Source organism: Actinomyces sp. Z16, from assembly GCF_003111765.1.
GTDB lineage: Bacteria > Actinomycetota > Actinomycetes > Actinomycetales > Actinomycetaceae > Actinomyces > Actinomyces glycerinitolerans.
Window position 1 is genome coordinate 3,534,843 of the sequence record NZ_CP027862.1, and the last position, 18,152, is coordinate 3,552,994.

At 67.8% G+C, this 18,152-nt stretch carries 17 protein-coding genes and 1 tRNA gene; 11 read left to right on the forward strand and 7 right to left on the reverse strand.

The window, feature by feature from the left end:
• Nucleotides 1-67 precede the first annotated feature (67 nt).
• From C3B71_RS14700 to C3B71_RS14710, 3 genes are all read left to right on the forward strand, one after another.
• On the forward strand, nucleotides 68-1,282 hold the full coding sequence (locus tag C3B71_RS14700; protein WP_396027148.1) for an HD domain-containing protein: 1,215 nt from the start codon (nucleotides 68-70) through the stop codon (nucleotides 1,280-1,282).
• A 316-nt stretch (nucleotides 1,283-1,598) separates the two neighbouring features.
• The gene (locus tag C3B71_RS14705) at nucleotides 1,599-1,904 is read left to right on the forward strand and encodes a WXG100 family type VII secretion target (RefSeq protein ID WP_073328011.1); all 306 of its coding nucleotides are present in this window, start codon (nucleotides 1,599-1,601) and stop codon (nucleotides 1,902-1,904) included.
• Nucleotides 1,905-2,237: 333 nt separating this feature from the next.
• Nucleotides 2,238-2,474: a hypothetical protein gene (locus tag C3B71_RS14710; RefSeq protein ID WP_073328009.1), complete on the forward strand. Its 237-nt coding sequence runs from the start codon at nucleotides 2,238-2,240 to the stop codon at nucleotides 2,472-2,474.
• Nucleotides 2,475-2,651: 177 nt separating this feature from the next.
• On the opposite strand, the gene C3B71_RS14715 is transcribed toward C3B71_RS14710, so the two are convergent.
• The 4 genes from C3B71_RS14715 to C3B71_RS14730 all read right to left on the reverse strand — a co-directional run bounded on the left by C3B71_RS14715 (nucleotide 2,652) and on the right by C3B71_RS14730 (nucleotide 7,624).
• Nucleotides 2,652-3,041 (reverse strand): hypothetical protein, encoded by a 390-nt coding sequence (locus C3B71_RS14715; RefSeq protein WP_108969056.1) that lies wholly within the window; start codon nucleotides 3,039-3,041, stop codon nucleotides 2,652-2,654.
• Nucleotides 3,042-3,766: 725 nt separating this feature from the next.
• Nucleotides 3,767-5,395 carry a chaperonin GroEL gene (gene groL / locus C3B71_RS14720; RefSeq protein WP_108969058.1) on the reverse strand — a complete coding sequence of 543 codons (1,629 nt, stop codon included), beginning with the start codon at nucleotides 5,393-5,395 and terminating at the stop codon, nucleotides 3,767-3,769.
• Nucleotides 5,396-5,714: 319 nt separating this feature from the next.
• A complete protein-coding gene (locus C3B71_RS14725; RefSeq protein WP_146752418.1) occupies nucleotides 5,715-7,025 on the reverse strand; it encodes a glycoside hydrolase family 15 in 1,311 nt (436 codons plus the stop codon).
• Nucleotides 7,022-7,624 (reverse strand): LytR C-terminal domain-containing protein, encoded by a 603-nt coding sequence (locus C3B71_RS14730; protein ID WP_108969064.1) that lies wholly within the window; start codon nucleotides 7,622-7,624, stop codon nucleotides 7,022-7,024. The genes C3B71_RS14725 and C3B71_RS14730 overlap by 4 nt, the downstream gene beginning before the upstream one ends.
• Nucleotides 7,625-7,707: 83 nt before the next feature.
• Here C3B71_RS14730 and C3B71_RS14735 point away from each other — a divergent pair, with 83 nt between their 5' ends.
• The gene (locus C3B71_RS14735) at nucleotides 7,708-8,385 is read left to right on the forward strand and encodes a uracil-DNA glycosylase (protein WP_108969067.1); all 678 of its coding nucleotides are present in this window, start codon (nucleotides 7,708-7,710) and stop codon (nucleotides 8,383-8,385) included.
• Nucleotides 8,386-8,590: 205 nt separating this feature from the next.
• Here the strand turns inward: C3B71_RS14735 and C3B71_RS14740 are convergent.
• From C3B71_RS14740 to C3B71_RS14750, 3 genes are all read right to left on the reverse strand, one after another.
• Nucleotides 8,591-8,666: transfer RNA gene (locus tag C3B71_RS14740), tRNA-Thr, on the reverse strand.
• A gap of 33 nt (nucleotides 8,667-8,699) precedes the next feature.
• Nucleotides 8,700-9,560, reverse strand: a complete 861-nt coding sequence (locus tag C3B71_RS14745) for a DsbA family protein (RefSeq protein WP_234415954.1) — start codon at nucleotides 9,558-9,560, stop codon at nucleotides 8,700-8,702.
• A gap of 155 nt (nucleotides 9,561-9,715) precedes the next feature.
• Nucleotides 9,716-11,668, reverse strand: coding sequence for a serine/threonine-protein kinase (locus C3B71_RS14750; protein WP_108969070.1), 1,953 nt, complete (start codon nucleotides 11,666-11,668; stop codon nucleotides 9,716-9,718).
• A gap of 223 nt (nucleotides 11,669-11,891) precedes the next feature.
• Here C3B71_RS14750 and C3B71_RS14755 point away from each other — a divergent pair, with 223 nt between their 5' ends.
• From C3B71_RS14755 to C3B71_RS14785, 7 genes are all read left to right on the forward strand, one after another.
• On the forward strand, nucleotides 11,892-13,019 hold the full coding sequence (locus C3B71_RS14755; protein WP_108969072.1) for an ABC transporter ATP-binding protein: 1,128 nt from the start codon (nucleotides 11,892-11,894) through the stop codon (nucleotides 13,017-13,019).
• Nucleotides 13,020-13,265: 246 nt separating this feature from the next.
• Nucleotides 13,266-14,642: a DUF4032 domain-containing protein gene (locus C3B71_RS14760; protein ID WP_108970002.1), complete on the forward strand. Its 1,377-nt coding sequence runs from the start codon at nucleotides 13,266-13,268 to the stop codon at nucleotides 14,640-14,642.
• Nucleotides 14,643-14,785: 143 nt separating this feature from the next.
• Nucleotides 14,786-15,076: a WXG100 family type VII secretion target gene (locus tag C3B71_RS14765; RefSeq protein WP_073327995.1), complete on the forward strand. Its 291-nt coding sequence runs from the start codon at nucleotides 14,786-14,788 to the stop codon at nucleotides 15,074-15,076.
• A 37-nt stretch (nucleotides 15,077-15,113) separates the two neighbouring features.
• Nucleotides 15,114-16,319 carry a hypothetical protein gene (locus tag C3B71_RS14770; RefSeq protein ID WP_108969074.1) on the forward strand — a complete coding sequence of 402 codons (1,206 nt, stop codon included), beginning with the start codon at nucleotides 15,114-15,116 and terminating at the stop codon, nucleotides 16,317-16,319.
• Nucleotides 16,316-16,711 carry a hypothetical protein gene (locus C3B71_RS16020; protein WP_146750887.1) on the forward strand — a complete coding sequence of 132 codons (396 nt, stop codon included), beginning with the start codon at nucleotides 16,316-16,318 and terminating at the stop codon, nucleotides 16,709-16,711. Before C3B71_RS14770 ends, C3B71_RS16020 begins: the two co-directional genes overlap by 4 nt.
• A gap of 91 nt (nucleotides 16,712-16,802) precedes the next feature.
• A complete protein-coding gene (locus tag C3B71_RS14780) occupies nucleotides 16,803-17,384 on the forward strand; it encodes a hypothetical protein (protein ID WP_111890674.1) in 582 nt (193 codons plus the stop codon).
• A 185-nt stretch (nucleotides 17,385-17,569) separates the two neighbouring features.
• Nucleotides 17,570-18,151: a hypothetical protein gene (locus C3B71_RS14785; RefSeq protein ID WP_108969081.1), complete on the forward strand. Its 582-nt coding sequence runs from the start codon at nucleotides 17,570-17,572 to the stop codon at nucleotides 18,149-18,151.
• Nucleotide 18,152 lies beyond the last annotated feature (1 nt).

The window sequence follows — 18,152 nt, forward strand, 5'->3', positions numbered from 1 at the left end:
TGGGCTTCAAGTTCGCCGCCGGTAGTCCTACCATGGCTGCGTTTCATCTCATCTTGGAGGCTTTCTCATGAGCCAAATGGACGTGATCGACGCGCCCCAGTGGCTGCTCCCCGCGTTCGTACGCAGTGCGAAGGCGGTCGGCGCTACCGCGCCGGTCGAGCAGATCCGCACCACCGGGGAAGAGCTCGTCTCCCTGTGGACGAGCCCCGACCGGCACTTCCATAACCTCAAGCACGTCATCAACATGCTGGCGCGCGTCGACGAGTTGGCCGACGAGTCCCACAACCCCGACGTCATGCGGCTGGCCGCCTGGTACCACGGGTGCGTGTTCTGTACCGCACAGGAGTCGACCTATCGGCGCAATGGCGGCGAGGATGAGGTGGCCTCCGCCGCCTACGCCGCCAAGAGCCTGCAGGCGCTCGGCGTGCCCGACCAGACCGTGGATCGCGTATGTGCGCTCATCCTGAACCTCAAGCGCCACAACCTCGCCAAGAACGACATTGACGCCCAAGCCCTCTCCGACGCGGACCTGGGGGCGTTGGCCGTAGAGCCGCAGCAGTACAAGAGCTACCGGGCAGCGGTGCGCGAGGAGTACGCCCACATCCCCCTGGAGGACTTCCTGCGCGCACGCCTGGCGATCATCACCCGGCTGCTGGACCGCGAGACGCTGTTCTCCTCCCCGCTGGGCGCCCGCTGGGAGCTGCCCGCACGGGAGAACCTGGAGGCGGAGAAGCGTCACCTGGAGAACAAGCTGACGCAGCTGCCGCCGTCCGCGCAGCAGCCCCGCCCCACCGCGTCGACCGCAGGGTCCGGGGCCAACGCGCATGAGCAGCCCGATGCGGTTGCAGCGACGCCACTCCAGCCGGAGGCAAGCAGCTCAGATACGCAGGACCGGTCCGTGCAACTGGGTGGTTTGGAGGCGGCCGCCGACGCCGACGTCGTTCCCTCGGAAGTCCGGCCCGTCGCGCCCGCGCGCGCCACGGCCGCCTCCGCGTCCACACCGCCGGAGGCGGCCCGCGCGCATCGACGTGCGCCCCGGGACCCGGATGAGTTGCACACGACATCCCTGGAGTCGTGCGCGGATGAGCTCGACCAGCTGTTGTCCAAGCCGCGTCCGGGCGAGGAGGGCCCGACCGACCGTGCCAGCGCAGCGGAGGCGGAGCGCGCCAAGCTGGCCGAGAAGCTGCGCGCCAAGTGCGAAGAGGCCAAGGCGCTGCGGGAGGCGCGCACGGGCGAGTTCGCCGCCATCACCGAACCGATCCTCGGCTCCTCCGCCGACTGAGGCGCAAACTGTCCAGGATCGGCACGAACGCCCTCCACGCCCGCTGACAACGAATCACGAGCGGCGTCGTTTCAACGTTTCGCGCCGGGCCGGCCCGCACCCGCAGGACGTTTATGCCGTTGCCGGACGTTCGCGTCGGCGAGGTCACCAAAGTCCACAGGCGCGGTTCGTGCAGGGTGAATCCACAGAGATCGACGGCGGTGGATGCGGGCGCCTCAACTCAATCCCTACGGTGATTTCAAGCGCCGCGGCTGCGGCGCCGCCCACATGTCCGGGCCACAGGGGCTCCGGACCGTCTCACCGAAAGGCTCCCGCCATGCCCGTCTTCGCCGTCGACACCCAAGCCGTCACCGACACCGCCGTGCGCGCCCGCACTCGCATCTCCACCATCCAGACCGAGGTGGACGGAATGCAGGGCGACATCTCGCTGCTCCAGTCCTCCTGGACGGGTGGCGCCTCAGACTCCATGGCCGCCTGCGCCGCCGACTGGCACGTCACCGCACTGCAGGTGCAGGCGAGCCTGGACGCGATCAGTCAGGCCCTGGACCAGTCGGCCGTCTCCTACGACGACGCCGAGACCGCCAACTCCGGTCGCTTCAGCTACCAGGCCCCGCCCGCCTGAGCAGCGCGCCCGACGACGGCGGGCCGCCTCCTGCACTCGCAGGAGACGGCCCGCCGTCGTCGCGTCGGCCTGCACCCAGGGTGAACACATGTATCTCTAAAACGCAGCTCATTCAACGCACCTCTTTTCTCTTGACTCCTCCCGCGATCACAGAGATATTGGTCACACCTGATTTCGAAGGAGCGCCATCATGCACAGACGCATGCTCGGCGGCCTGACCGCCTGCCTCCCGGCACTCGCAGCCGCATCACCTGCGATCGCCGCCGAAGCACCCCCACCCTAGAGGACCTGGTCCAAGGTGCCACCACGGACAACGTTTCTTAGGAATCATCAATGAGCATTCTGCTTTGGATCCTGTTCGCCCTGGCGCTGCCCGCCTTAGCGGGATGGCGTTCGGGAGAGCGACACTGGGACGGCTTCGTTCTGTTCGGCCTGATCGCCGTCGCCACCATCGCCCTGCGACACCTACAGGTGTTCGACTTCGATGGGCTCGGTATGCTCAGCGCCCTCATTGTGTTCCTGGGCATTCACTTCTGGCAGCTGCAAGGCAACCGCTCGACCAACACGTGACCGTAACACGGTCAGACTGGCCTCCCACACGCATGGATAGCTGACACACGACGGCGGGCCGCCTCCCGCACTCGCAGGAGACGGCCCGCCGTCGTCGTGACCGGACCGGGGTCCTGTCTAGCGGCGTCGCGTAGGCGCGTCGGCAGGCACGGCCGGACGTGTCCGGGCGACGCGGGCCTATACGCCCCGCAGGGGATTGAACTCGCACCGTCGTACCGGCCGCGGACCGTCGGGGAAGCGCCAGCACCGCAGGGCCACGCACACCCCCAGGAACAGGGCCAGCAAGGCCAACCCGCCGGTCAAGGCACCCCAATTGCCGAGCAGAAGCAGCAGTGCGATCACCGCCAGTCGCCCCAGGTTGTTGATCCGGACCCCACCGGTGTCGCTCTCAGCGCGAGTCTTCGCCAGCACCAGCACCTGCCACAGCACTCCGCCAAGGACCAGCAGACTCGCCGCCCACAGGGGACCGTCACAGACCCGCAGTAGCCCTCCAAGTCCTACCAGCAGGAAGGGCGGCACCTCCGCGAGTACTCGCCCGACGAGGGCGTTGGCATCCGTCCTACTCATACGCCCATCCAATACCGCGTCGATGTCCTCGGCAAGGGTGAGCTGGGAGCCGCCTCCGCCCCGGCACTGAACGCCCGAGTGTCACGCCGTCTACTACGCCGAAGGGGCGTACCCAACGCGTCCTGCGGCCCCACAGTCCCAGCGCCCCCAAGGCTGCGGCGCCGCGAAGGCCCGCACCACCAAGGCACCACACCCTCAAACCCGAAAAGCCTCACCGGCTCTTCCGGTTTGAGGGTGTGGTACGGGTGGGTGTGGGTGTTCGGTGGCGTTGTTCGGACCCCTGTGGTGGGTCTGCACACTCGAGGAGTGAGCACCGTGGCGGAATCCGCGTGATCGCGCGGATCTTGCCCGCGGCCCGGGTGTCATGACAGTGCTCCAGTGTGCAACGACCCCCTCGTTGCACACTGGAGCGATGCCACCGGATTCGGGTCGAGAAGCAGTTTCCGCGTACTTCCAGGGGAAACCGGGATTTATGCGGGCTTGCCCGGACGGCCCTTGCGTGCAAACCCACAGCTCCAGCCCGGCCCGCCGGCCAGCGCAAGGCACCGGAGCACACGCGGAGCAATGACCTCCCCACTTCGTAGACAACCACAGCAGCCGAACCGACGGCGGGCCGCCTCCTGCGCTTGCAAGAGACGGCCCGCCGTCATTGTGATGGGACCGGGGTCCGCCGGGCGGCCGCGCGGGGCGCGTCTAGCGGCGAACCGAACCGACCGGGCGACCGATCAGTACATGCCGCCCATGTCGTCACCGGCGCCCGCGCCGGCGGCGGCCGGGGCCGGGGGCTCCGGCTTGTCGGCGACGACGGCCTCGGTGGTCAGGAACAGGCCGGCGATGGACGCGGCGTTCTGCAGCGCGGAGCGCGTGACCTTGACCGGGTCGGCAATGCCGGCGGCCAGCAGGTTGGTGTACTCACCGGTCTGAGCGTTCAGACCCTCACCGATGGGCAGGTTGCGCACGCGCTCGGCCACGACGCCGCCCTCGAGGCCGGCGTTGATGGCGATCTGCTTGAGCGGAGCCTCCAGGGCGACGCGCACGATGGCGGCACCGGTGGCCTCGTCGTCGGACAGCTCCAGGGCGTCCAGGGCGGTGGCGGCCTGCAGCAGGGACACGCCACCACCGGCGACGATGCCCTCCTCGACGGCGGCCTTGGCGTTGCGCACAGCGTCCTCAATGCGGTGCTTGCGCTCCTTGAGCTCCACCTCGGTGGCGGCACCGGACTTGAGGACGGCGACGCCGCCGGCCAGCTTGGCCAGGCGCTCGGACAGCTTCTCGCGGTCGTACTCGGAGTCGGAGTTCTCGATCTCGTTGCGGATCTGGGCGACACGGGCGTCAATGGCGTCCTTGTCGCCGGCGCCGTCGACGATCGTGGTCTCGTCCTTGGTGACGACCACCTTGCGGGCCTGGCCCAGGTCCTCCAGGGTGGCGTTCTCCAGCTTCAGGCCGACGGTCTCGGAGATGACGGTGCCGCCGGTGAGGATGGCCATGTCCTGCAGCATCGCCTTGCGGCGGTCGCCGAAGCCGGGGGCCTTGACGGCGACGGACTTGAAGGTGCCGCGGATGCGGTTGACCACCAGGGTGGCCAGGGCCTCGGCCTCGACGTCCTCCGCAACGATCGCCAGCGGCTTGCCGGACTGCATGACCTTCTCCAGCAGGGGCAGCAGGTCCTTGACGTTGGAGATCTTGGACTCGACCAGCAGGATGTAGGCGTCCTCGAGGACGGCCTCCTGACGGTCGGCGTCGGTGACGAAGTAGGGGGAGATGTAGCCCTTGTCGAAGCGCATACCCTCGGTGACCTCGAGCTCGAGGCCGAAGGTGTTGGACTCCTCCACGGTGATGACGCCGTCGTGGCCGACCTTCTCCAGGGCCTCGGCGATCATGGCGCCGATCTGCTCGTCGGCGGCGGAGATGGAGGCGGTGGCCGCGATCTCGTCCTGGGTCTCGACCTCCTTGGAGTCGGCCAGCAGGCGCTCGACGACGGCGGCGACGGCCTTGTCGATGCCGCGGCGCACGGCGATGGGGTTGGCACCGGCGGCCACGTTGCGCAGGCCCTCGCGCACAAGCGCCTGGGCCAGCACGGTGGCGGTGGTGGTGCCGTCACCGGCGACGTCGTCGGTCTTCTTAGCGACCTCCTTGACCAGCTCGGCGCCGATCTTCTCGTAGGGGTCCTCGAGCTCGATCTCCTTGGCGATGGTCACACCGTCGTTGGTGATGGTCGGGGCGCCCCACTTCTTGTCGAGGACGACGTTGCGGCCCTTGGGGCCGAGGGTGACCTTGACGGTGTCGGCGAGGGTGTTCAGGCCCCGCTCCATTCCGCGACGGGCCTCCTCATCGAAGGCGATGATCTTGGGCATTGCTGCTCCTGTATTTGGTGGTGGCTGGCGGGTGCCCGCGACGGACGGAGCGGCACCGGACGTTCATGTCCCGTCCGACGCCGACCCTCACCTGCCGGCCTGGGTCGTTCACCGGATCCGGGGAGCGGCTTTGTCACTCTCCGGGTCCGAGTGCTAACCGCAATGCTGGCACTCTCACCCCTTGAGTGCAAGACGCTCAGGTTCGCCGTCGGCCCGAAACGGGGTGTGAAAGAGCTCTCCCGACACCGTTTCCGTCGGTCTCGGCGTGTCGCTTGTGCCGATCTCGGCAGCCATATCGACCGATCTCGGCACATAACTTCTACCGATCTCGGCGGAGTTCCGCCGTGGCCAACAGTACGAGCGCGCAGGTCCAGGCGAGCGGTGCAGGGCCCGCGGGCAGGCCGTCGGCGCGCACCTTCTCGGGCAGCGCACCGGCGCGAGTACGGTGCGCCTCCAGCCACTCCAGCAGCGTGCGCGCCTCGGCGTCGCGCCCCAGACCGGCCGCCGACCAGGCCAGCAGTGCGGTCTCCGGGGTCCAGGAGATCCCGTCGTCGCGCCACGACTCCCCCGGCGCCACCCCACCGGCCGGCCGGGACATGCGGGCCACCGCTCCGTCCCTTACCGCCGCGACGCCGTCCAACGCGCGGGTGAACGGCGGAGCTACGAGCGCGATGGCCGCGTCGAGGTCGTCCCCGCGCACGTGCCTGCCCCAACCGGGCGCGAAGCCACGCTCCATGGCCGCGCGCACCGTCACCGTCCGCTCCGTCAACGGGCCCGCGCCGGCGCCCAGTTCCAGCCCCGCCTGCGCGAGCGCGGCCGCGGCCTCCAGCCCCAGCAGAGTGGGCGCCGCCGTCCCCAGGGTGAGGGTGCGCTCCCCCACCTCCCAGTAGTCCGGTGCCGCGGCCGGCAGGTGCGCGGGCGTGTCGGTCAAGTCCAGCAGAAAGCCGCAGGCCCGCGCACTCGCCTCCCCCAAGCGGGCGGATAGCTCGTCCACCCGCGCGCCGGCGGCGAGCAGTCGGCCGATCGCCCACAAGAACCAGCCGGTACCGTCGGACTGGGCGGGGCGGTCATCCGGGACGACGCCGACGGCGGTGTAGCGCGCCTCGAAGCCGCCGTCGCGACGCTGCAAGGTCGCCAACTGCGCGAGCACGTCGAGGGCCTGCGCCTCCAGCCCGACCGCCGCATAGGCGGCAGCGGCGAAGGCGGCGTCTCGGGGCCAGATATAGCGCCAGATGCTCACCGGGCCGGCCACGACGGCGCCATGCGGGAAGCGGGTCACCGCACCCGCGGCAGCAGCGCCGGGCTCGGCCAGCGCGGGCCCGGTCAGGGTCAGCAGATCGATCAGCGCCGTGCGGGCGAATTCCTCCCATCGGCCGGTCGGCAGCGTGGCCGCGTCCAGGCCCTGGCGTACAGCGGCGGCCAGCGGTGTCGGGCGGCCCGTTCGCTCGGGCGGCAGCACCGTGACGACGCCGTCGGTTCGGGCCAGCACGCCACCGCTCAGCAGAGCGGGACGGGCAGGTCTTGACGACAGCAGAACCGTTGCGCTCGCCGCCGCGACCGCGGCCGGCACGGCGAGCAGCAGCGCACGCCGGGGGAGCCGGCCGGCGCCGCCGCCTTCCGCGCGCATCATTCCTGATAGTCGCTGCGCAGAACCACAACAATCGGGTTGGACTGGGCCTCCTCGGCGGACTCAACCAGCTCGCCCGCCCCGAGCGCGTTGACGACGGCCTGCGCGGTGGCGGCCTGGTCGGCGGAGGCGTAGTAGACGGTGGTGTTGGCCGGCTCGGCGGCACTGTAGACGCCCTGTGAGACGGTGACGGAGGTGAAGCCGGCGTTGCGCAGCTTGTCGCCGGTACGGGTGGCCAGGCCACTGGTGTCGGTGCCGTTGTGCACGGTGACGCCGGTGGTGAAGTCGGCATTGCCGGTCGGTTCCTCGGTGGGCTGCGCGGTCGGTTCCTCGGTGGCCTGCTCCTCGCCGCCCTGCGCGGCATCATTGGCGCTGTCATCCGCGGGGACGGCGGCGGTGGCCGTGGAGGCGCCGCTCACCCCATCCGCGTGGCGCCCGAGCAGCCCCACCGCACCCCATGCCAGCAGCGGGACGATGATCAGAATGGCCAGTAGGGGAATCCAGCTGCGCCAGGCGGGGACCTGGGCGCGATGAACCCCGACGGGCACCGGACCGTCGTCGTCGGCGTCGAACTCGTCGTCGGGGTAGTCGTAGCGGCTCACACCGTGAGAATACCGGGAGGCCGACGCGGCGGCGGCTAATGCGCGCCGACACCCCGAGGCCGACCCGGAGCTAGGCTCTAGGCGTGACCGAACCGAAGCCGCTGTCCGAGATCATCCATCCCTCCTGGGCCCAGGCGCTCGCGCCGGTAGAGCCGACCATCCACGAACTCGGCGCGAAGTTGCGCAAAGAAATCGCGGCCGGCCGCGGCTACCTGCCCGCCGGCACCGATGTGCTGCGCGCCTTCACCTACCCACTCGACGACGTCAAGGTGCTGATCGTGGGACAGGACCCCTACCCCACACCGGGTCACCCGATGGGGTTGAGCTTCTCGGTGCAGCCGGGGGTGCGCCCGCCGCGGAGCCTGGAGAACATCTACACCGAACTGGTCAGCGACCTGGGCGTGGCGCGCCCGACCTCCGGGGACCTGACGCCGTGGTCGCTGCAGGGGGTCATGCTGCTCAACCGGGTGCTGACCGTGCAGCCGGGCAAGCCGGCCTCGCACCGAGGCTGGGGCTGGGAGGAGGTCACCCAGTGCGCCATCGAGGCACTGGTGGCGCGGAACCAGCCGCTGGTGGCGATTCTGTGGGGGCGGCCGGCGCAGTCGCTGTCCCCCATGCTGGGCTCGACGCCGATCATCGCCTCCCCACACCCCTCACCGCTGAGCGCCTCGCGGGGGTTCTTCGGGTCGCGCCCGTTCTCACGGGCGAACGCGGAGCTGGAGCGCCTGGGGGCGACGCCGGTCGACTGGCGGCTGCCCTGAGTGTGTTCGCGGGGCGCGGGCACGATGGCTAACACAACGGCTAGCATCCGCCCGATCCGCACCTTTGCCCTCTACTGCGACGTTTTGCACCCTGGTGTGCGGCAATTGGGCGCACACCAGGGTGCAAAAGCTCGAAGCAGGCGACGTGCCGCCGGCACGGAGGAGTCCCGGAAGAGGGACGTACACGTGGCCGTGCGGGAAAACGTGGAGCCGCGTGTCGGACTCGAACCGACGACCTGCTGTTTACAAGACAGCTGCTCTACCAGCTGAGCTAACGCGGCGTGCGGGCCGAGCTTACCCGACCAAATGCCCCGCTACTGCGCAGACGTGTCCTCGGCCGCGCCGCCCTGGATGTAGTCGGTGATGCCGGTCTCGGTGGCGATGGCGGTCAGTTCCAGCCTCTCGTTGTCCAGGCAGACCGTCGGAGTCCCCGAGACGCCGCCCTGTGAAAAGGTCTCACGGTTGAGCGCTAGCCAGGCGGAATAGGTGTTGTCGGCGATGGCGGTCTCCATCTGGGCCACCACCGCGTCGCTCACGCCCGCCTCGGTCGCGGCCTGCGTCACCGAGGCGGCGGTCAGTGCCGAGGAGTCCTGAGCGGCGTAGATCTCTGCGAAGCGGGCCAGCACCGCCTGGTGGAAGGCGAGCGCAGAGGCGGGCTCCTGGTCCAGCACGACACCCAGGGCGTTGCACACCATGTTGCTCCAGGAGCCGTCATTGGTTTTCTCCAGGAACCGTGCCGTGTGCAGCACGAGGTTGATGGTGCCGTCGCTCAGCAGGGAGTCGATCTCCGCGGCATGCAACGCCTCGAAGTTGGCACAGTAGTGGCAGGAGTAGTCGAAGTAGATGTGCAGGTTCCGGGCGCCGTCCGTGCTGGTGCCCGGCGTCAGGTCCGGCCCGAAGACGATCGACCCGTCGGCGCGGACGGTAGCCGGCATGCCGTCCCCCTGAGCCAGTTCCGAGACGATCTCGCCGCCCAGGCCGGTGTCCTTACGCGAGTTGACGACCAGTGCGGCCGCGGCCCCGACGACGGCGACGCCGCCCAGACCCAACAAGCTGCGGCGGGTGATCCGGGCGCGCCGCTCCCGGCGCTCCTGCTCCTCGCGCATGGCCCGGGCCTTGGCGCGCGCCGCCTCCCGACGCTCCGCCTTGGTGGGACGTGGCTGGTTTGAGGCCACAAGCAACTCCTCAACTCGGGTTCGACGCTGCCGCAGGTCACGCGGCGCATTGCACATTAGGCATTCTGCCTGTGAACCGCCAGGAAAGCACGACCGCAGGGTGCGGCCTGCCTCACCTCGGTGGGCGGGCCATGCCTATGTTTAGCGGGCCATGCCTACAAGCTGAAGGGGTCTAGCCGGGCCACGGGAATCGCGCCCATGGCGAACAGAAACACGATGGCCACCGCGATGACGACGAACACGACGCAGCCGATGCGCCGGTTCGTGCGCCCACGCAGGACCAGGTCGATCAGGCGGGCGCCGCCACGGCGGGTGGGCGCACCCCAGGGCACGAACCAAGCCACCAGCATGTAGGCGATCACCACCGACACCACGCACAGCCCCAACCGGTGGTAGTCACCCCACGTGGCCAGCAGGGCGGGAGGGGTATTCGGAGCGAACCCTAGCGCTCGGCCGGAGAAGTAGAACTCCATCACGGCGACGACCGCCGCCACCGCACAGGCGGCGGTGCCGGCGATCAGGGAACGCAGCAGGTACCAGGGGGTCGACGCCCACATGCGCGAGTTGTCGGCGGCGGAGGCGTAGCCGGCCCGCAGGCGACGCCAACGGCGCGCGTCATCGGCCCGACCGACGGTCCCCGCAATCACCACCAGCAGCGAGAAACCGATCGCCAGCCAGCCGGGAATCAGCAGTCCCAGCGCCGCCAGCATCAGGAAGAAGCAGGCGGCAACGGTGCGGTGACGCCGGGGCTCCAGCGCCCATTCGGGAACCGCTCCGGGGACGGGTGGGGCCATGGCCGCGGAGTGGGCGTCCCCGTAGCCGGCAGGGGCCGGCTGGACGGGCGCACCGAAACTGGGCTGCGCCGGCACCGCGGGTCCCGACTGAGCCGGTTCCACCCCGCCTCCGGGCGTAAACGACGGCGGCATCGGCGCCGCCGACGCGCCTGCAAGAGATGCCGGCCGGACGGCGTCGGCCTGCGGGGCGGGACTCGCCACGGCCCCGTAGCCCCCGGGGGCCGAAAACGCCGAAGACGACGGAGCCACCATCCCATAGCCGGAGCCGGACACCGGACCGGTCCCCGGGCTTCCCGCGCTGCCGGCCGACGAGAAGGGGGAGTAGATGGCCCCATACGTGCCGGTACTCGTGTCCGCCTCGACGACCTCGGGGACGGCCGCATCGCCGGCGTCGGCCTCGGCATCCGGCAGCACCTGCGCCAAAGCGGTCTGGCCGTCGCCGCCGTCGGCGATCTCATCCAGGACGCGCAACAGATCGGGGACGGGCAGGCGGTCGGCGGGGTCGGGGGCGAGTGCCGCGGTGAAGGCGCGCGCGAGGGCCGGCTGCGCCTGTTCCAGGTCGCCCAGTTCCGGAGTGCCGGCGTATACGCGGCGGAAGACGGCCTGCCAGGGGCCGGAGCCGAAGGGCGGGAGGCCGGTGATGGTGAACAGTAGGACGCCCGCGCAGGCGTACCAGTCGACGCCGGGGTTGGGTTCTCCGCCGTCGAGCATCTCCGGCGGAATGAAGCCGGGGGTACCCGTGACCTGGCCGGTCTGGGTGAGGCGGACGTCGTCGGCCACCTGGGCGATGCCGAAGTCGATCAGAACCGGGCCGGCCGCGCCGAGCATGACGTTGGAGGGTTTGAGGTCGCGGTGGATGACGCCGGCGGCGTGCACGACGGCCAACGCGTCGACCAGGCCGTGGGCGAGGTCGGAGAGATCGCGGATATCCGTGTCCAGCCGGTAGACGCCGGCATGGTCGATTTCGTACTGGAGAGTCGGGCCGTCTATCAACTCGGTGATGACGAAGGTGACGCCGACGCCGTCCGCGCCGTCGCCGGTCTCGATATCCAGTATGCGGGCCACGCGCGAGTCCTTGACGCGGGCGAGGACGGAGGCCTCACGGTCCAGGCGCCGGCGGGCCGTCGGGTCGGCCGCGATCTGCGGGTGAAGGATCTTCATCGCGACGCGTTTGCCGTCGCCGTCGATGGCTTCCCAAACCACGCCCATGCCGCCGGCGCCCAGGCGGCGCACCAGCCGGTAGCCGCCGACGTTGGCACCTGCGCGCAGCCCGGCCAGGGCGGCGGGGGTGGAGCTGTCGGGACTCTGCGGCATGGCGACACAGTACCGGGAGGTGCCCCGGACGCGGTTGACGTGAGTGGATTCACAGACCTTTGAGGATATTCCGAGCCTTTTCGGACTACCCGGACGGCGTTGTCGTATGACAAAGTTGGTCCTAACCGGAGCAAACCGCCCCGGCACGTGTCAATGCGGACACGCATCGGCACCTTTCACTCGGATCGTCCGGCACGTACCTGTCGGTGAAGGGATACCCCTTATGGCAACCGTCACCTTTGACCACGCCACCCGTATCTACCCGGGGAACGACACCCCGTCGGTGGACAGCTTGAACCTTGAGATCGCCGACGGCGAGTTCCTGGTCCTGGTCGGCCCCTCGGGCTGCGGAAAGTCAACCTCCCTGCGCATGCTCGCAGGCCTCGAGGACGTTAACTCCGGTCGCATCCTCATCGGCGACCGCGACGTGACCGACGTCCAGCCCAAGGACCGTGACATCGCCATGGTCTTCCAGAACTACGCTCTGTACCCGCACATGTCGGTGCACGACAACATGGGTTTCGCCCTCAAGATCGCCGGTACTCCCAAGGATGAGATCGACCGGCGCGTCAAGGAGGCCGCCAAGATCCTCGGCCTGACCGAGTACCTGGACCGCAAGCCGAAGGCCCTGTCCGGTGGTCAGCGTCAGCGTGTGGCCATGGGTCGCGCCATCGTGCGTAAGCCGAAGGTGTTCCTCATGGACGAGCCGCTGTCCAACCTGGACGCCAAGCTGCGCGTGCAGACGCGTACGCAGATCGCGTCCCTGCAGCGCTCGTTGGGCGTCACCACCGTCTACGTGACCCACGACCAGACGGAGGCCCTGACCATGGGTGACCGCATCGCGGTCCTCAAGGACGGCGTGCTCCAGCAGGTCGGTACTCCGCGCGAGATGTACGACAAGCCCGCCAACGAGTTCGTTGCCGGCTTCATCGGCTCTCCCGCCATGAACATCGGCCGGTTCACGGTCGACGGCGACGTCGCCTCCATCGGCGCCGCTCGTGTGCAGCTGTCCCGGGCCACGCTCGACGCCATGGTTCCGGCTGACAACAACAAGATCGTCATCGGCTTCCGCCCCGAGTCCCTCGAGGTGGTCTCCGCCGAGGACGAGCACTCCATCCCGGTGCGCCTGTCCTTCGTCGAGGAGCTGGGTAGCGACGCCTACATCTACGGCGAGCTGGTCGGCGCCGAGGGCTCCGAGGACAGGCTCGGCTCCGGTGAGGACTCCAGCCAGATCATCGTCCGCGTTCCTCCGCGCACTGCGCCGGAGCCGGGTGAGACGGTGTACGTGCGTATCAAGCCCGGCGAGGAGCACATCTTCTCCGCCTCCACCGGCGAGCGCCTGCCCGCCTGACTCGCCCACGGCGATGCGGTAACCGGCCGCCTGACGACCTCCGTCGCCGCATCGCCCGTACCACGACCGTGCTTGAGCCCCGCTCCTCCCCTACGAGGAGCGGGGCTCAGCCACAGGCCGACGGCGAGCGCCACAACCGCAGGTATGGTTCGCCGTGAATTAACGAGCCCGAAGGCGATCGGCTTCGCCTGAACCGACCCGGCGCCGTTGACGAGTGAATCGCGACGGACCTGAGAGAATATGTCCATGCCCCCGTCCATGCAGATCACCGCGGCAACGATTGACCCGGCGCTGCTCGATCTCCCGTGGGAGATTCCGTTGGAGGAGTGGCCGGCCGAGGTGCTCGCCGCCCTCCCGCGGGGGCTTTCGCGCCACATCGTGCGCTTCGTGAACCTCTCCGAACGCGTCATCGCCGTGAAGGAGATCGGTGAATCCGTCGCCCACCACGAGTACGAGCTGCTGCGCGACCTGGTCCGCCTCGGCGCCCCCTGCGTGACGCCGACCGCGGTCATCACCGGCCGCACCGCCCTCGACGGCTCGGCACTCAACTCGGTGCTGGTCACCGAGCACCTGTCCTACTCGCTGCCCTACCGGGCGCTGTTCAGCCAGTACATGCGCCCGGAGACCGCCACCCGGTTGATCGACGCCCTCGCCGTGCTGCTGGTGCGGCTGCACCTGCTGGGCTTCTACTGGGGGGATGTGTCCCTGTCCAACACACTGTTCCGCCGGGATGCGGGCGCCTTCGCCGCCTACCTGGTGGATGCCGAGACCGGCGAGCTGCACACCGAGGGCCTGACCGACGGCAAGCGGCTGTACGACATCGACGTCGCCCGCACGAACATCATCGGCGAGCTGATGGATCTGCAGGCCGGGGCGCTGCTGGAGCCGAGTGTGGACACCATCGAGGTGGGCGACCGGATCGTCAGCCGCTACACCGAGTTGTGGAATGTGCTCACCGCCGAGGAGACCTTCGACCTGGGCGAGCGCTGGCGCGTGCGCAACCGCATCGAACGGTTGAACGAACTGGGCTTCGACGTCGGCGAGCTGACCATGAAGACCGAGGCGGACGGCTCGCGCACGCGCATGATCATCCAGCCGAAGGTGGTCGACGCCGGCCACTACCACCGCCAGATCATGCGACTCACCGGCCTGGATGTGCAGGAGCGCCAGGGGCAGCGCATGCTCAACGACCTGCAGACCTTCCGCACCGTTACCGGCCGGAAGGACGAACCGGTGGAGCAGGTGGCGCATGCCTGGCTGGCCGAGGTGTTCGAACCCACCATCTCCGCCGTCCCCATGGAGCTGCGCCGCAAGCTGGAGCCGGCCGAGATCTTCCACGAGGTGCTGGAGCACCGCTGGTACATGTCCGAGCAGCGCCAACGCGACGTGACCACCCAGGAAGCGGTGGACGACTACGTGCGCACGGTCCTGCCGCAACACTGGGACGAGCAGTCCTACCTGTCGCTGGGCGACACCCAGGAGATGGAGGCCATCTTCGACGACGGCGAGGAGCCGGTGCCCGAGGACGACGCGGACTTCGCCGCCCTCGACGAGGCCACGGCCAACGCCTTCGAGCTCAACCCCATGGGCTTCACCGCCGGCATGAAGTTCAAGGGCGAGTGACGCATAGCATGCGCTGATCCGTTCAAACGGATGGCGTTCCTTCCGTCCGGGGAGTATCGTCACAGATGTATATCGGCGCGCGGCGCATTACCGCCCCGTGATTGCCACGCGCGCATCGTAGTCCATCTGACAGGAGCGGGACCTTGGCCGATCTAGAAGTCTCGGAAGATGCTCTCAACGCAATCGCCGACGCGCTGCGTTCCGCAGCGTCGCAACTAAGCTCGGACAACGCCGAGCTGTCGGGGAGCATGGCCGCTACGCAGTCTGAATGGACAGGAGAGGCGGCCAGTGCAGCCGCATCGTCGCATGCCAGCTGGTCAGAACGGTTGCTCACGCAAGTCGATTACATGGAAAGCATAGCGACCGCGGTCGATAACGCCAATGAGCGCTACCAGCAGACCGACAACACAGTCGCAAACATATGGTCCCTATGACAGTTGAACCTATCGGTTCTGACACCCGGAGTAATACATGAAAGTTGACTACGCCGACCTCGGTCTTACCAAGCAGGTACTCGCGCGACAGGGCGACGAGCACCTACCGGCCATGAAGTCCTTCCTGACCACCTGGGGGCGAATAGATTCGGCCGAGATGGGAGGCCTGTTCTCCGTACTCGTACCGCTCAACAATGCGGTCGTTCTTGTAGGCGAGGAGGTCCTCGGCCTGGCCGCCGAAGCCCACTCCGCCGCAGCCGACTCGATGAACAACACGATCGATGCTTACGCAAAGGCGGACGAGCAAGCGTGGGATGAACTTGCTGAGATCTTCAGGAAGATGGATGTGCCTCCGCCGCCATTCAATGATCCTCGAGAGTCCATACCGAGCCTGGGAGACGCCGCGCGCCAGTCGAGTGGGGGCGGAGGCGGAGATCCCATGCTGCTGGACCAAAGCATTCAGAATCGCGCCGCACTTGAAGAATACAAGAACGACCAGATGCAGCGCCTCCAAGAAAGGAACGACGTAGCTTACTCGTCGAACCGGTCGGTGCGCGAGGAGCAGGATCCACAATCCTATCTTGGCGAGCCGGGAACTCCTACGTCCGAGATGGAGAACCTGCGTTGGTCTGCTGGAGCACTGCTCGGCGGTCTCGACTGGGTGTTTGAGAAGCTCTTCCGATGGTCATTTCTCAACGACTTCGTCTACAAGAATATCGTGGGTGACTGGCGCTACGTCGATCGCGCCTCAACGGCCTGGTCGGAGCTCGACTCCGCACTCGTCGCCGTAGGCCAGAACGACTCGGGAGTCCTTCCTGCCCTGGCCGAGTGGGTAGGCAAAGGAGCGGTAGCTTGCAACGCCTTCATAACCGCGCTGTCGGTGGCCACGACTAGGCTGAGCTACGCAGCAGGGTACGTCAGCGAGATTGTCGGCAAAGTGGCACTCGCAGCAAAGCTTGCTGCAACCGGCCTGGGTATGCTTCTTAAGAAACTGTCTTACAAACTTGCGCGCGTCGCAGCCGAGGCCGCCGTTCCGGTTGTCGGCTGGGCCGCTGTAGCGGTAGAGTGCGCCATTCTCATCTCTGATATCCTAGGCATGGTGCGGCTATCTTACTCGATCGTCAACGCAGTATATGATGCCATTGAGGGCATCGTTACCGCCAAGGCGAAAATCGTTGAGGTATTGTACACCACCACGAATATTGCAGAAGCAGCGATACGCGGCGCGGCGGTACGTGCATGACTTCATTTCCTCCCCCACCCCGCAGCAATAGAGATCTCGATGAGCTCATCGAGCAACTTCGTGGCATCAATGAACGTCTGGAGAAGGAAGTCAAGCAGGCCGAGCAGGAGGCCGAGCGGGCGGACGCGGAGCGTGCCGAGGCTGCGCGTCGAGGCGAACTCGGTCCCGACTGGCAGGCCGTTCAACGACGAATCGACTCGGGCAGAACCACCGTTGCGGCGGTTTTCTCCGGAGAAGACACTTCACCCGAGGCCGAACGCCTACGCAAGCAGGTAGCAGAGAATCTGGGGCGCCTCCGCGACGACTGGGAGACCCAGCGCCGAACGGGCTCCCAAACCACGCCGTTGGATGAAATGGATGACTTGCGCCGTACCTCGCCACGGTTTCCCTGACGGCCTGGTCGGTGACGTCTTGCAGTCGGCTCCCCTATTGACACGGAGAAGTCATTGAGATCTCCTCTTTATCTGATGAGGTGTAGTCACCATGGCATGGCATGAGACGCAGCCCATGCGCCGCTTTGAGGTGGCGGCGCCGCCGCGGGACGCGGTGCGCTTCGTCGTCGACCAGCTGGCGTCCCGAGGGTTCACGCTGGAGACCTGGGACCTGGACTCGGTGCTGGCCGAACGAGGGCCGTGGACCGGCGTGATCCTGCGCGAGGGCAGTGAGGCCGCCAATTTCGCAGTGGACGTCCTTCTGGAGGCGTTTCCGCTGATTCTTGCTCTTCCCTGGGCACGCCGCCAACACGGACGCGTGCGCATGGCAGTCATTGCCCGTCCACTGCACAGCGACGCGACGGGGAGCGAACTCATCTGCTGGCACTTCCACCTTGACTCCGTGACTATACGTTACTGGGCCACGAACTTCACCATCGACATCATGGAAGGTTTGACCGAGCCCCTACGTGCGGCAGGCCTGCTGCTCGCCGGGCCGGCGAAACCATCCAGCTGGAAGACCTGGAAAAATCTGTCGGCCGATCACCCACTGCATCCTAAGCAGTGGCGCGCCATCAGCAAGGAGGCGCGGCGCCGTGGTCGCCGGCGCCAAGGCGGGACGCGACCGTCCTGAGCATCGTCCGGTAACGATGTTCGCGGCCGGGCGTGCCACCACGCCACTGTATTAAGTCGATGAGTTGCGCCGAAGCTCGCCTTGGTTTCCCTGCCAACTTGAGCGATGGTACGCAGCGGTCGGCTCCAGTGCTAACAGGGAGATGTCATCCAGGCCCACTCTTTTACTGATGAGGTGTAGTCACCATGGCATGGCTTGAGACGCAGCCCATGCGCCGCTTCGAGGTGGCGGCGCCGCCGCGGGACGCGGTGCGCTTCGTCATCGACCACCTGGCACCGCAGGGTTTCGCCCTGGAGACCTGGGACCTGGACTCGGTGCTGGCCGAACGAGGGCCGTGGACCGGCGTGATCCTGCGCGAGGGCAGTGAGGCCGCCAGCTTCTTCGCGGATTACCTTGCCGAGGTATTTCCGTTAGCGCTCGTTCTCCCCTGGGTACGCCGCCAACACGGACGCGTGCGCCTGGCGGTGCTGGCCCGCCCGTTGGGTGGCCGCGCGGCGGCAAGCGAGCTCATCTGCTGGCACTTCTCCTTTGATTCCGATACCCCTTGGAACCATCCCAAGTACTTCACCATCAACGCCATGGAGGGCTTGACCGAGCCACTGCGTGCGACGGGCCTGCTGCTTGCCGGGCCGGCCAAACCATCCAGTTGGAAGACCTGGAAAAGTCTGTCGGCCGATCACCCACTGCATCCTAAGCAGTGGCGCGCCATCAGCAAGGAGGCGCGGCGCCGTGGTCGCCGGCGCCAAGACGGGACGCGACCGTCCTGAG